14 protein-coding genes are annotated in these 13,895 nt (G+C 73.4%); 1 reads left to right on the plus strand and 13 read right to left on the minus strand.

Features of this window, described 5'->3' with window-relative positions; genetic code table 11:
• Positions 1-10: 10 nt before the first annotated feature.
• From OG295_RS00900 to OG295_RS00950, 11 genes are all read right to left on the minus strand, one after another.
• Positions 11-877, minus strand: coding sequence for a DMT family transporter (locus OG295_RS00900; RefSeq protein WP_371675016.1), 867 nt, complete (start codon positions 875-877; stop codon positions 11-13).
• 117 nt (positions 878-994) lie between these two features.
• The gene (ligA, locus tag OG295_RS00905) at positions 995-3,055 is read right to left on the minus strand and encodes an NAD-dependent DNA ligase LigA (RefSeq protein WP_371675017.1); all 2,061 of its coding nucleotides are present in this window, start codon (positions 3,053-3,055) and stop codon (positions 995-997) included.
• Positions 3,056-3,120: 65 nt separating this feature from the next.
• Positions 3,121-3,630 carry a hypothetical protein gene (locus tag OG295_RS00910; RefSeq protein ID WP_371675018.1) on the minus strand — a complete coding sequence of 170 codons (510 nt, stop codon included), beginning with the start codon at positions 3,628-3,630 and terminating at the stop codon, positions 3,121-3,123.
• Positions 3,631-3,779: 149 nt separating this feature from the next.
• The gene (locus OG295_RS00915; protein WP_371675019.1) at positions 3,780-4,187 is read right to left on the minus strand and encodes a MazG-like family protein; all 408 of its coding nucleotides are present in this window, start codon (positions 4,185-4,187) and stop codon (positions 3,780-3,782) included.
• A gap of 190 nt (positions 4,188-4,377) precedes the next feature.
• On the minus strand, positions 4,378-5,364 hold the full coding sequence (locus OG295_RS00920) for an aldo/keto reductase (protein WP_371675020.1): 987 nt from the start codon (positions 5,362-5,364) through the stop codon (positions 4,378-4,380).
• Between the two features lie 117 nt (positions 5,365-5,481).
• Positions 5,482-6,369: a hypothetical protein gene (locus tag OG295_RS00925; protein WP_371675021.1), complete on the minus strand. Its 888-nt coding sequence runs from the start codon at positions 6,367-6,369 to the stop codon at positions 5,482-5,484.
• Between the two features lie 191 nt (positions 6,370-6,560).
• Positions 6,561-7,070 carry a hypothetical protein gene (locus tag OG295_RS00930; protein ID WP_371675022.1) on the minus strand — a complete coding sequence of 170 codons (510 nt, stop codon included), beginning with the start codon at positions 7,068-7,070 and terminating at the stop codon, positions 6,561-6,563.
• A 2-nt stretch (positions 7,071-7,072) separates the two neighbouring features.
• Entirely contained in the window at positions 7,073-7,567 is a 495-nt protein-coding gene (locus OG295_RS00935; RefSeq protein WP_371675023.1) for a hypothetical protein, read from the minus strand.
• A 29-nt stretch (positions 7,568-7,596) separates the two neighbouring features.
• Positions 7,597-8,925 (minus strand): hypothetical protein, encoded by a 1,329-nt coding sequence (locus tag OG295_RS00940; protein WP_371675024.1) that lies wholly within the window; start codon positions 8,923-8,925, stop codon positions 7,597-7,599.
• Positions 8,926-8,936: 11 nt separating this feature from the next.
• The gene (locus tag OG295_RS00945; protein WP_371675025.1) at positions 8,937-9,380 is read right to left on the minus strand and encodes a hypothetical protein; all 444 of its coding nucleotides are present in this window, start codon (positions 9,378-9,380) and stop codon (positions 8,937-8,939) included.
• Positions 9,381-9,476: 96 nt separating this feature from the next.
• Entirely contained in the window at positions 9,477-10,439 is a 963-nt protein-coding gene (locus tag OG295_RS00950) for an alpha/beta fold hydrolase (RefSeq protein ID WP_371675026.1), read from the minus strand.
• Between the two features lie 103 nt (positions 10,440-10,542).
• Here OG295_RS00950 and OG295_RS00955 point away from each other — a divergent pair, with 103 nt between their 5' ends.
• Positions 10,543-11,154 (plus strand): sigma-70 family RNA polymerase sigma factor, encoded by a 612-nt coding sequence (locus OG295_RS00955; RefSeq protein ID WP_371675027.1) that lies wholly within the window; start codon positions 10,543-10,545, stop codon positions 11,152-11,154.
• Between the two features lie 9 nt (positions 11,155-11,163).
• Here the strand turns inward: OG295_RS00955 and OG295_RS00960 are convergent, their stop codons facing one another.
• Positions 11,164-11,949, minus strand: a complete 786-nt coding sequence (locus tag OG295_RS00960; RefSeq protein WP_371675028.1) for an SDR family NAD(P)-dependent oxidoreductase — start codon at positions 11,947-11,949, stop codon at positions 11,164-11,166.
• Between the two features lie 124 nt (positions 11,950-12,073).
• Positions 12,074-13,792, minus strand: coding sequence for an acyl-CoA dehydrogenase family protein (locus OG295_RS00965; protein ID WP_371675029.1), 1,719 nt, complete (start codon positions 13,790-13,792; stop codon positions 12,074-12,076).
• Positions 13,793-13,895: the final 103 nt, after the last annotated feature.

Genomic DNA, 13,895 nt, shown 5'->3' on the forward strand with positions numbered 1-13,895 from the left:
TCCCGCGACTTCAGGGCGCGCCGGGCCCGTCACCGGCCCCGGACCTGGCCAGGGCGAGCACCCCCGCGCAGATCAGGGCCAGACCCAGCAGCTGGGGGACCAGCCGCCAATGGGTGCGCAGGTGCTCCTCGTACAGCAGCACCCCCAGGGCGACGCTGACGCCCGCGTCGCCGAGGGTCAGGGCGGGCTGCGAGGCCACCAGCGGCCCGCCCTGCATGGCGTGTTCGAGGAGCAGCACGGCGCAGATGCCGCTCGCGGCGAAGCCGTAGGTCTCCCAGGTCGTCAGGAACGCCCCGACGCCGCCCTCGCTCAGCGCGTGCACCGCCGACTTCATGAGGGCCGCCGTGAGGGCGTAGCAGACGGCGGTGGCCGCGCCGAGGCATCCGGCCCGCATCCGGCCCGGCGGCCGCCGCAGTCCGGCCGCCGCGAGCACGGCCACCGCCGCGGTGCACGCCGGCAGTGCCATCACCCACCGGTCGAGCGGGACGTGCGTGCGGTTGCCCGTGGGCGAGGCGGCCACCAGTACGGTCCCCAGGCCCGCCACCACCGCGGCCACGGCGAGCCACAGCACCCCCGGCAGCCGGCGGCGCCCCACCAGCGAGGCGATCAGCAGGGCGAGCGGCAGCTCCAGCACGAACAGCGGCTGTACGAGGGACAGCGCGCCCGTCGCCAGCGCCGCGGCCTGGCCCACGCCGGCCGCGATCACCGCGAGGATCCCGCCGATCCACACGGGGCGGCGCAGCAGATCGAGGACGAGCCCGAAGCGGAAGCCGTCGCTCTGCGGCACCGTGAGCGAGGCCCTCCGCTGGAGGACCGTCGCGAGGGCGTTGCTGAACGCCGCGAACAGAGCGAAGAGGACCGGCAGTACGAAGCCCATGCCCCGATCCTCACCGCACCCGTCGCGGCGCGCCGCCGTGACACCGTGCGGTACGCGCCCGGCGGCCCCCGTTCCCCCGTCCGGGTCCACGGACGGGGGCGGACCGCGCGGCCCGGGTCAGGCCAGGTGGTCCGCGACGAGCTCGGCGAAGGCCTCCGGGGTGAGGACGGTGACGCCCAGTTCCGCGGCTTTGACCGCCTTCGAGCTGGGCTTTCCGCTCGGGGACGGGGCGCAGACCAGGTAGGCGGTCTTGGAGTTGACACTGCTGCCCGCCTTGCCGCCGGCCCTCTCGATCAGGGCGTTCATCTCCGAGCGTCCCAGTGTCTCCAGCGGGCCGCTCATCTTGCCGGTGACGACGACGGTGCGCCCGGCCAGGGGGCCCTCCGTGAGGGGGCGCGGTTCCCGCGGCTCCTTCATGTTCACGCCGGCTTCGGCCAGCTTGTCGATGACGGGCGCCAGCAGGGCGACCTGCTCGACGATGACCGGGGCCTTCTCCCCGCCGATGCCGTCGACCTCCTGCAGGGCGGCGGCGTCGGCCGCCCGGATCGCGTCCATGGTCTCGAAGTGCGCGGCGATGCGGCGGGACATGCTCCGCCCCGTGCCGAGTACGCCCAGGGCGCAGAAGACGCGGCTGAGCGGCCGGGACCTGGCGGCCTCGATCTGCTCGGCGAGTCTGGCCCCGCGCTTGGCGCTGCCGGAGGCGACGGTGAGCTGCTCCTCGGTGAGGGTGAAGAGATCGGCGACGTCGGCGACGTCACCGGAGTCGATCAGGGCCTTGACGTACGTCTTGCCGAGGCCGTCTATGTCGAGCATGTCGCGTCCGGCGGCGTACTCGATCAGGGCGGGCAGTGCGCAGGCGGTGCCCTTGGCGCAGCGCCACCGTTCCTGGTCCTTGTTGATCTCGCCGGCGCAGTTCGGGCACGCCGTGGGCAGCGGCACCTCGCGCGCCCCGGCGGGACGGAGGCCGGTCACCGGGGCCTGGACGCGGGGGATGATGTCGCCGGCCTTGTAGACCGTCACGGTGTCCCCGAGGTGGAGGTCGCGGCGGCGGATGTCGGCCGGGTTGTGCAGGGTGGCGCGGGTGACGGTGGATCCGTCGATGTCCACCGGTTCGAGGATGGCCGTCGGGGCGAGGACGCCGGTGCGGCCCACGTCCCAGACCACGTCCTTCAGTACGGTCTGCCGCTCGACGGCCGGGAGCTTGAAGGCCGTCGCCCAGTGCGGGAACCGGCTGCCGAACCCGGCCGCGGCCTGTTCGGCCGCGTCGTTCGCCTTGATCACGACCCCGTCGATGCCGAACGGGAGGACGGGACGCAGCGCGGCGATCTCGTCTACCTTCCGCTGCGCCTCGGTGAGGGTGGCGACGACGTGCAGCCCGGCGGGCGTGGCGGCGGTGGTCTGCACCCCGGCCTCGGTGACGGCGGCCAGGACCTCGGCGTGCGTGGCGCCGGCAGGTGCGAAGGCGATGCCGTCCAGCTCGACCGCCCCGTACGCCCAGAAGGTCATCGCGAGCCGGTACGGGCGGTCCTTGGCGCGCAGGGTGCCGGCCGTGCCGTTGCGCGGGTTCGCGAAGACCTGTGCGCCGTGCGCGGCGCGGACCTCGTTCGCGGTCTCGAACTGCTGCTGGGTGAAGAGGACTTCGCCCCGCACCTCGAAGGTGAGCGGTACGGGCAGTCGCTCGGGCAGGCCCTCGATGGTACCGATGACGTGGCTGACGTCCTCGCCGTGGGTGCCGTTGCCCCGGGTGACGATCCGTTCCAGCCGGCCGGCGCGGTAGCGGGCGGCGACGGCCGCGCCGTCCATCTTCGGCTCGACGGTGAACCCGCCGGCGGGCTCGTGGCCGAGGCGGCGCTGCAGGGAGGCGCCCCAGGCCGTGAGGCCGGCCGGGTCGAAGACGTTGTCGAGGCTGAGCAGCCGGGTGGTGTGCGCGACGTCTCCGGCCGGGGCGGCGCCGTCCCCGACCAGACCGGTCGGGGAATCCGGGGCGACCTCGTCGGGGTGCGCCTGCTCCCAGGCCAGCACGGCGAGGCGGAGCCGGTCGTAGGTGGCGTCGTCGACGGGGCTGTCACCGTCGCCGTAGTACGCCCGCGACGCATCGCGCAGGCGGCCGAGAGCGGCTTCGTAGTCGTCGCGGCCGGACATGCTGGACAGCGCCTCATCGGCGTAAAGGCTCTTCATGTCCTTGATCCTGCACCACGGGTCTGACAACGGCCCCCGGCCGTTGGCCGGTCGCCGGGCGGGGATCATCCCGGCAGTGCGGACGACTCCCCGAACGCGGCGAGCAGCTGCAGCGGCCACTCGGCATCGGCCTGGCCGACGGCCAGGCCGACCCAGCGGCCGGACCCGCCCGGCAGCCACACCTGCAGGGTGGAGGTCACCCCGGAGAGGAACCCGATCGGCTCCGGCTCCTCGGCGTCGAAATCGGGATCGGGATCGGTGTGCGTACCGGCACCGGTACCGTCGGAGCCCGCGCGGGCGCCGAGGTCGACCGTGGCCGGTGCTCCCCAGCGTCGGGTGAGGAGCTCGGCCAGGGCGGCGCGATCGGCCTCCACCCCCGCCTCGGCCTCCTCGACGAGCCCGGTGTCGCGGTCCTCCCAGAAGTCCTGGCTCTCCACCAGCACGACCAGGTGGTACCCGGGTCCGCCCCACCGGTCCCCCGCCCGCTCCTCCTGCCGGGGGAAGCGCAGCGCGTGAAGGTCCTCGACGGTGTGGAGCAGCTCCTCGGTGGGGCGCGTCCGGGGGCGGGGCGGCATGCGCACAGCGTAGCCCGCCGCTTGACCGGAGGAGGGCCGACGGCTCACCGGCCGTCAGCGGTCAGGCGGTCAGAGCGCCGTCACCGCCCGGCGAGGAAAGGACGGCGAGGCGGGCGTACCACTCCGTGGGGAACGGAGCCGGCGGCCGGTCACCGGTGCGGTTCCGGCTCCGGCCGGTCGTCGGGCGGCGGCTGCTGCTGCGGGCCGGGCAGGAACCTGGCCGACTTCGAGGCGAGGTGACCCGCGAGGTATGCGGCCGCGTCGTCCGGCCGCATCCGGGCGAGTGCGACCAGAGCGGTGATGGCGGTGTCCGCGACCTCCGCCTGGACGTCCGGCCAGCCGTGGCTGTACCCCTTCCTCGGGTTGGTGCCGCGGGCTCCGATCACGGCCTGCGCCGCCTCCCCGAACTCCTCCCCGATCTTGAGGACTTGGAGGGTCCACTGTTCTTCCGCGGACACCCCCCGCTCGCCGTCGCGGCGCGCGAAGGACGCGGCGAGCCGCTGGATGACGGGCCAGAGGTCCTGCGTACCCGTCCCGGTAGCGGGGATCTCGCTCACGCATGGCTCCCTTCAGGAGCAACGGCCTTCCGGCAAACCGTGGTGCGACCGCCGGAGGGGGGTCGGCAATGACGAGTCTGGCCCGCGGGGCGGCCCTCCGGGCCCGGACGCCTTCAACTCACACGTTCGCGTGGACACGGCCGACCGGCGTGGCGGCCCGGGGCGCGCGGGCCGGTCGGCGGTGTGGGGCTCAGTGGTTGACGAAGGTGAGGCTGTTCGCGTCGTAGCGGGTGCCCGCGATCCGGTCCGGCGACGCCGCGGCCTCGATGGCCTCCAGCTCCTCGGGGGACAGTTCCACGGCGAGTGCGGCGAGGTTCTCCTCCAGGTAGCGCTGCCGCCGGGTCCCCGGGATCGGCACCACGTCGGCACCCCGGCCCTGCACCCAGGCCAGGGCGAGCTGGCCGGTGGTGACCCCCTTGGCCGCGGCCAGCTCGTTCAGCTTCGCGACGATCGCGAGGTTGCGTTCGAGGTTGCCGTCGGCGAAGCGCGGCTGCGTGCGCCGTATGTCGTTCTCGGACAGCCCTTCGACCGACTGGTACTGCCCGGTCAGGAAGCCGCGCCCGAGCGGGGAGAACGGGACCAGGCCGATGCCGAGTTCGCGGCAGACCGGCGCGATCTCCGCCTCCAGGTCCCGGGTCCACAGCGACCACTCGCTCTGCAGCGCGGCGATCGGGTGCACGGCGTGGGCCCGCCGGATGGTCTGCACGCCGGCCTCGGACAGTCCGAGGTGGCGGACCTTGCCCTCCCGGACCAGCTCGGCCATCGCACCGACCGTCTCCTCGATCGGCACCCGCGGGTCGACCCGGTGCTGGTAGTAGAGGTCGATGTGGTCGACTCCGAGGCGGCGCAGCGACGCCTCGCACGCCTGCCGGACGTAGGCCGCGTCACCGCGGACCAGGGTGGGCTCGCCCAGGCGGTTGGCGAAGCCGAACTTGGTGGCCAGCACCACCTCGTCGCGGCGTCCCGCCACGGCCCGGCCGATCAGCTCCTCGTTGTGGCCGACGCCGTAGAAGTCGGAGGTGTCCAGGAGGGTCACCCCGAGATCGAGGGCACGGTGCAGGGTGGCGATCGACTGGGCGTCGTCCGACGTGCCGTAGCCGTGGCTCATGCCCATGCAGCCCAGTCCCTGTGCGGAGACGGCCAGTTCGCCCAGGTGCCGGGTGGGAAGGTCGGTCATGGTGATGCCTCCTGAGATCGAGTTCGTCTGCTCAGGACGCTAGGTGTTGGAGTGCACTCCATGTCAACCGACTTCCACGGCCGGGCAGGCCGCGACCGGCCTCGGCCCGGCCCCGCCTCAGCCGCGGGGCGGGTGGAGGGCGATCGTCCAGGTGTGGACCGTGTACCGGCTCGGGTGACCGGGCCGCGGCTCGGCGATGACCGCGGTGACGTTCCCGCCGTCGCGGCGCAGGGACACCGTCCGGCGAGGGTCCTCCTCGGCGGTGGCGGGCAGGAGCTCCGCGAGCACGGTGGCACCGAGCCGGCGGTCCACGGCGCGCAGCACCCCCGCGTCGAGGACGAGGATGGTGCCGTCCTCCAGGACCACGGGCCGCGCGGCCGACGCTCCGGTCAGGCGGGGGCCGCGTTCGATGACGCCGCCGGGCAGCAGGCGGACGACACGGCTGCCGGCCGGAAGGCTCCGGTCGGTCTCGACGACGCGGACGCCGGTGCCGATGACGTAATGGCCGTAGCTGCGCCAGGAGTCGACGAGGTCGGCGTCGCGGTCGTACTTCCGGGTGTGGAAGGCGTCGTACCCCTCCAGGCCGAGCAGGAAGCGGCCACCGCCGAGGGCTGCGCCGCGCTTGCCCCGCAGTTCGGCGATCCGGGTGCCGTCCGCCAGGTCGAGGAGGAGGGCCGGGCCGAGGTGGCCCCAGGGGGTGTAGTCGAGGGAGTCCGTGGTGACCAGGACCCGGTCCCCGCTGACATGGGCGGCGTTGGGCAGGCCGGCGCAGCGGTGGGTCCAACGGGTCAGGCCCGAGCCGTCGACGCAGGTGACCCGGCCGACCGTGCCGTGGATGCGCAGGCCGTCGCGCGAGGCGAGCGGCCGGGCCCTGCCCGCGCGGTGGCGCTCGTACGGGGGGAGGCCGGTCGCCTGCCGGTACTCGACGACGCCGACGCGCCAGGGCGCGGAAGGCACGGAAGGCGCGTCGTCCTGCGCCCGGCCGCTCTGCTCGGGGTCCGCCATGCCCGTGATGGTAGTCGCCCCCGGCCGGCCCCGGCCGCCCCTTCCGGATCGTCGCGCGCGGGCGGCGCCGGCCCGGGAGCGCCGCCGCGCCGTGCGCCGTACGGCCCCACCGCGCGGGTGGGGCCGTACGGTCGGCCTCCGCACCGGGGCAGCCGTCGCTGCCGTCGCTGCCGTCGCTGCCGTCGCTGCCGTCAGAGCTTGCGCGTTCCGCGCCAGGTCCAGCCGGCCGCGAGGACGGTGTCGCGCAGGGGGTGCTTCATGTCCCGGGTGTCGAGGCGGAACGTCTCGACCTTCTGCCGGCGGCCGTCGGCCCCCTTCTCGAAGGTCCACTCCTTCTGCACGAGGCGGATGGGGCCGCGGCCGTGTTCGCGCTGCACGGTCCGCCCCGGCGGGTTCCCGGCGCGGGTGACCGCCCACTGCTCGTCCATGGCCCGTACCTCGCGCTCCTCGGGGAGCAGCCGCATCCAGATCTTGAAGGTCCGCTCCACCTGCCGCCGGGTCATGCCGGAACCGGTGGGGGGCTCCATGACCCGCCACTCCGCCAGGAGGTGCGCCCCTTCGCCGGGTGTCTCGCGCACGCCGAACGGCACGCCCGTGCCGGTCAGCGCGAGCAGCGCTTCGCGCAGTTCCGTGGCCGGCGCCGCCGGGGCGCCGTCGTCCGGCCGCATGGTGCCCATGTACCTGTCCCAGAGACGGCCCACGGTCAGGCCCCTTCGCCCGGGTCGGGGCGGACGCTGCGCACGAACGACCGGAAGTCGTCGACGACGGCGTCGTGCTGGGCCGCGGTGGCGGTCAGGGCGAGCCGGAGCACGGCCCGACGGCTGGGATCCGCGATGTCGACGAGGGCCAGGAACACCTGGGACTGGACCAGGTCGCGCCGGACGTCCCCGGCGACGGCGGAGAACGTCATCCGCTGGGTGAGGGCGGGGGAATCCGCGGACCCGGCCTGTCGGCGCTGGACCACCTGGACGGACTCGGCGACCTCGCGCAGCCTCCGCACCGAATCGTCGGCGAGGTCGACGAGGGTCGCGCCCTCGGGCGGGAAACCTCCGTCGATGGTGATGTTGGCGGCGAAGCCGGCGTCGGGCCGCGGGTGCACCGCGGCGAAGGCCACGCCGGGGTCGAACGCTTCCCGGTGGGCCGGGAGCCAGCCGTCGGGCAGGTGGAACTCGATCGGTACCGGCAGGGTGGTGGGCATCTCGGGCCCTCCTTCCAGGGGGGAGTACATCAGTCGAACCAGCCGGTGACGGTGTCCTTGACGTCGCCGGCGGTGTCACCCACGAAGTCGGCCACGTCTCCGGCGGCCTTGGTCACCTTGCCCGGGTCCACGGTGATTTCGAGGCCGACGGCGCCACCGAGGCCGGGGGCGATCCCGGCCTTGCCACCGAGCTTCCACGCGCCGGTCTCCTTGTCCTTGCGCAGGCCCCAGGAGGCTTCCGCGCCCGCGCCGGCCCAGCCCTCGCCGGTCACGCCGACGCCTATGCCGCCCGCTTCCACGCCGGTGGCGCCGGATATCTTCGCTCCGGCGAAGGCCTTCGCGCCGACTCCGACGTCGGTCTTGGTCACCTTCGCGGTGGCCGAGGCCTCGGCGCCGGCGAATCCCTCGACGCGCCCGTAGCCGCCGACCTGTCCGTACTCGGCGCGGCCCTCGACCAGTGACCTGATGCCCGCCGACGCCTCGACCTTTCCGGAGACGCCCTGGTCGGTGAAGCCCCAGTTGGCGCTGGCGCGCGCCCCAGCGTACATGTCGTCCACGCCGGAGAGCGTCCAGCGCCCGTCGGTCATGGAGCCCTTGGCCGTGGCGTGGAAGAGGTCGGCGTAGGCCTTGACCGAGCCCTCCTTGCCGTACTTGGTGCCGCTGATGGAGAAACCGGCGGCGGGCCCGGTGACCGTGGTGGGGTCGTGCTTGTCCGCCGGGGCGGTGTCCGCCGGCAGGGTCTTCGGGGCCTTGGACAGGTCGCCCTCGGGGTGGGCGTTGAACCCGTTGAACGTTTCGTCGGCGCCCTTTCCGAAGCCGTCCCGGTTGCCGTCGACGACGGCGGCGCTCAGCGCCGCCCTGACGTGCTGGTCGAGCTCGGACACGGCTCGCACCCGGTCGTCGAGGTGCTTCTGCCACGTGCCGACGGCGTCGGAGATGGTCTTCTGGCCGTCGGGGTCGTGGTGGTAGGCGCTGCGCTCGGCCGGGGTGAGCCTGGCGTAGTCGAAGACGACGCGTCCCTGTTCGGAGACGGTCATGCCGGCGGCCACCGCGTCGTCGCGGGCGCTCTCCAGCTTCTTCCTGAGGTCGGTGAAGCCCTCGTGGGCGTCGCGGAGCAGGCTGGCGATGGCCTTGGCCTGGGTCTGCGCGGCGGCGTACTCGTAGCGGGTCGCCGTGAAACTGGAGTGGGCGGTCCCGGCGCTGACGCCGGACCAGTTCGGCCCCGTGGTGATCTTCTGGACGGATTCGCCGTAACGGGTCTCGACCTTCTTCAGCTCACCCGCCATCGAGTCCCACTTGCCGGCGGCCGTGGTGAGCAGGCCCAGGTCCGTGGTCATGACCTCGTAGTAGTTCAGCACCGCGGCTCCCCCTACAGGCCGTTCAGCTTGGAGTTCGAGCCCGCGGTGCGCAGCTGGTCGCCCACTCCCGTGTCATTGCCGGTGATGAGACTGCTGGCGCCGCGCAGCGCGTTCTTCTCGCCCGCCAGCCGGCCCATGAGGGTCTTCACCTGCTGGTCCCACGTGTCGGCGACCGTCTTCAGGCCGGCGGCGGTCTGCCAGCCGTCGAAGCCCTTGCCGGCGGCGCCGGTCGCGTCGTCGGCGTGTTCGGTGGCCTTCTTGGTGTTCGGCTGGAGCTCGGTCTCGATGGTGTTGGCGGCGGCCTTCTTCTCCGCGGGCGTCGAGGCGAAGTCCGGTGAACCGCCCGGGGCGAAAGGCCCCATCGGGCCCGGCGCCCCGTTCAGCCGCGTGCCCACCCGCTGGTCCGCGCCGCCCGCGTTCCCACCACTCCACAACTGGCCGGATTCGTCTGGCATATCGATTCTCCCCGTTAGCAGGCCACCGATCCTATGCATGACAACCGGACAGCAACCAAGGCCCCCTCCGCTCTACGGAAAACCCTCGCCGGATCCTTACGAAGCCGGTCCGGACCGGGCGCCGGTGCGGGTGGTCGACGCCTCCGGGGAAAGGGAATGCAGGCCGGTTCCGGGCGGATTCCCATCGGTTCCGGACCGGTCGGCATGGCCGGTATCCGCCGCACCCGCGTCAAGGAACTCCGCCACGGTCGCCACGAAGCGGCTGGGGTCGTCGATCCACGGGTAATGGCCCGCTCCGGGCTGGACGACGAGCGTGGCGTCGGGGAAGAGCTCGGCGAATCCGGCGACCATCGAGGGCGGGCTGTTCAGGTCGAACTCCCCGGCGAGCAGGAGGACCGGGGCCGCGAGGGTGCCGAGCGCCGCCCGGGTGGCCTCGGGGTCGAAGGCGCCGTCGGCGGCGAAGTGGGCCACCGCGTCCGGGTTCCGCGGCTGCCCGGCCTCGTGGTGCTCGCGCGCCGCGGCGTCCCACCGGCCGCAGAAGAACGGCGCGAGGGCCGCCCGGTCGGCCGCTCCGCCGGCGCCCCGGGAGACCGCCTCCAGCGCGGCGAAGGCCTCGGGGAACCACGGTTCGTCCTTCCGCAGCAGTGCGAGCCGGCGCCGCTCCGCACCGCTGACGTCGATGCCGACGGCTCGGGCGCCGGGGCCGACGAGGGCGAGCCTGCCGGTCCGCTCCGGGTACCGGGCCACGTACCGCGCCGCGAGGTTCGCCCCGCCGGAGTGGGCCAGCAGATCGGTCCGGGCGAGCCCGAGGTGTGCGCGCAGGGCCTCCACGTCGTCGACCAGGCGGTCGCACCGGTAGGAGGCGGTGTCCTCGGGGACTGCGGACCGTCCGGTGCCGCGCAGGTCCGGCAGGATCAGCCGACGGTGCCGGGCCAGACCGCCGAGGTCGCCGAGGTAGCGGGAGTCCGCGGGGCCGCCGGGGAGACAGAGCAGGGGGTCGCCGGCTCCGATCGTGCGGTAGGCGAGCAGGGTTCCGTCAGGTGCGGGATAAGTGGGCATGAGGTGGATCCTGCCACCCTCAACCCGGTTGTACAACCAGGTTGTACAACCGAGGTGTAAAACCGGGTTATGGCCACGCCCTCCCCCGGTGTATAACCGAGCCATGACAGGCACGACAGGCGCGACGGACCACTCCGGGCCACTGAGCGAGGAACAGGCGGGGCGGATCCTCGCCGACATGAACGAGGTCATCCGGGCGGGCGAGGAGATGCGCAGGCTCCGCTCCGAGATGATCAAGGTGTTGGTGGGGCTGGGCTGGACCCAGGAACGGATCGCGCGGCTCACGGACATGAGCCAGCCGGCCGTTTCCAAGCAGGTGGTGAAGTACCGGGCGGAGGACCCCACGCCGACCCCGATGGAACTCTCCCTGCGCCAGCACGACGCACCCTGGCTCGAAGGGCGCCTGTGGGGCCTGGCCGAGGAGATCTCCGAGACCCTCGGCGCCGCCGCCCGCTGCACCCGTCACGTCGACGCGTTCGCCCGCGGCCGCAAGCGCTTCACCCCGCGGACGGTGGACGAGCTGCGGCGGCTGGTCGAGGAGGACCTGCGGCTGCGCCGGGCCGAGCTGCCCGACGGCTGCCGCGAGGCGTACGACGAGATCAGCCGCGGCCTCGACGTCCCCGCCGGGCCCCCCGCGGCCGCCCCGGGGCCGGCCTCCGTACGGCGTGCGCTGGCGCACCGCATCCAGCGCGACCGGCTCGGGGGTACGGCCTGACCCGGGCGGTCACTCCCCGCGCAGGGCGCCCCGCAGGCCGGACTGGCTGATGAGGATGCCCCCGTCCACGGGGAGGGTCACACCGGTGATCCAGGCGGCGTCGCGGGACGCCAGGAAGGCCACGGCCGCCGCGATGTCGCCGGGCAGGCCGACCCTGCCCAGCGGATAGTGCCCGGCGGCGGCCTCCAGCCCGGCCTCGCGCCCCGCCCAGCCGTCGGTGTGGACCGTGCCGGGGGCGACCAGGTTCACGCGGACGCCCCGGGGCGCCGCGTGGCCGGCGAGCGTACGGGTCAGTCCGGCGAGGCCCGCCTTGGCCGCGCTGTAGGCGTGGTTGCCGAAGTCCTGCTCGCCGTTGACCGAGCCGACGCTGACGATCGCGCCCCGGCGGCCGGGTGCCGCCGCGAGGTGCGGGAGGGCGGCGCGGGCGCAGCGGTAGGCGCCGGTGAGGGTGATGTCGAGGTCCCGTGCCCACGTCTCGTCGGTCCCGTCCTCGAAGAGGGGGGTGTCCGGGTGGCAGGAGTGGGCGTTGTTGACCAGCACGTCGAGCGTGCCGAAGTGGCGGACCGCGTGGGCGACGGCCGCCTCGACCGCGGTGCGGTCGGCCACGTCGCAGCCCATCGCCTCGGCGGCGCCCCCGCCCTCCCGGATACCGGCCGCCGCCTTTTCGGCCCGTTCCCCGTCCAGGTCGGTGACCAGCACCCGCGCGCCCTCGTCGGCCAGCCGTCGGGCGACGGCCTCACCGATGCCGCGCCCCGCGCCCGTGACCAGTACGCCGTACCCCTCGAAACGTCGCATGCCCGCCTCCCTACCCCTCGACCACACGGCCCGAACCGGGAGCCGGCGCTCGCCGTCGGACGGCACCGCCCGGCAAGGGCCGCCCGCTCCCGCGGGCGGCCCTTGTCCGGTGACCGGTGACGGCCTACGGAGCCATCTCGTACGTCCCCGACAGGGCCTCGACGCGCTCCCACACCCGCGCCGAGCGGGCGTCGTCGACGACCGGGCGCCGCACCGCACCGAGCGCCCAGCCCTGCTGCTGCTCGGTGGCGGAGTCCTTGCCGTGCAGTTCCACCGCGTGCGCGGAGAAGTCGCGCACCAGGACCGCGAACAGCTCGTCCAGCACGTCCTCGTCGAGACCGGTCAGGCGGGCCTGCTCCAGGATGAGCTGGCCGTGGACCACGAGCGCGAACAACTGGCCGACGGAGAGCAGGAGGTCGAGGTCGCGGCTCTGCTCCTCGTCCGGGGCCGCGGTGGCGACGAACTCGCACAGGGCGTCGGCCTGCTCGCGGAAGCGGGCGACGTTCGGCACGGCGGCGTACGCGTCGTAGGCGGTGCGCCAGTCGTGGAAGCGGACGGATCCCAGACCACGGGCGGGGCCCTGCCGGAAGAGGAAGGCGTCGTCGGCCGCGTCGTGGCGGGTCGGTACGGGGGCGTACTCGACCGGCTCCAGGAGGTGGTTGCGCATGAACTTGAGGATCAGCGCGAGGTTGACGTGGACGGTGCCTTCGAGCTTGGGCAGCCCGCGGATCTCGACGGCGGCCTGGGCGAAGTAGGTGTCCTTCTCGAAGCCCTTGGCGGCGATGACGTCCCACATCAGGTCGATGACCCTCTCGCCCTCCGTGGTCACCTTCATCTTCGTCATCGGGTTGAAGAGCAGGTAACGACGGTCCTCGGGGCCGGCCGAGCGGAAGTAGTCGACGGCGCGGTCGCTGAAGAGCTTCATGCCGACGAGGCGGACGTAGGCGTCGGCCAGCTCCCGGCGCACGTGCGGGAACGCGGTGACCGGGCGGCCGTAGAGGACGCGGTTGTGCGCGTGGGTGACGGCCTCGTACATGGCGTGCTCGCAGATGCCGATGGACGCGGTGCAGAGGTTGAACTTGCCGACGTTGACGGTGTTCAGGGCCGCGTCGAAGGCGGCGCGGCCGGTGTGCAGGACGTCGGCGGCGGCCACGGGATAGCCGTCGAGGCGGAACTCGCTCACGTACTTGGAGGAGTCCACGACGTTCTTCACCAGGTGGTACGCCGGGTGGCGGCTGTCGGCGGCGAAGAAGACGTACCCGTCCGGACCTTCGACGTCGGTGCGACGGCCGAAGACGGAGACGAGTCCGGCGGCGTTCCCGTTGCCGATGTAGTACTTGGAGCCGGTGGCGCGGAAACCGCCGTCGCCGTCGGGCTCCAGCAGCATGTCCGTGGAGTAGATGTCGGCGCCGTGGGTCTTCTCGGACAGGCCGAAGGCGAACACCTCCCCCTGGGAGAGGAGTTCCGCCGCGCGGGTGCGGGCGGCGGCGTTGTCGCTCTGCCAGACCGGGCCGAGGCCGAGGATGGTGACCTGCCAGGCGTACCAGTAGTCGAGACCGTAGAAGCCGAAGATCTCGTTGAGGGCGGCGATCCGGGCGGTGTCCCAGCGCTGGTCCTCCTGCCCGGCCTCGGAGGCCGGGGTGAGGAAGGTGGCGAACAGGTTCTCCTTGGCGGAGAACGCGAGGAAGTCCCCGAGCCAGGCACGGGTGCGGTAGTCCTCGATCAGCCGGCGCTTGCCGCGGGCCTCGAACCAGTCGACGGTGGCACGCAGCAGCCGGCGCGTCTCGGGGTCGAAGTGCGCCGGGTCGTACGTGTGCGGGTTGAACAGCAGGGCGTCGGCCATGGAGGTTCGCCTTCCTGAGGTTGCGGGACGAGGGGTGCGGAACGAGCGGTGCGCGACGTTCTGTGCACGACGTTCGGCGTGGAACGGGCCGTGCGGAACGGGC

It is taken from the genome of Streptomyces sp. NBC_01276, assembly GCF_041435355.1.
Lineage (GTDB): Bacteria > Actinomycetota > Actinomycetes > Streptomycetales > Streptomycetaceae > Streptomyces.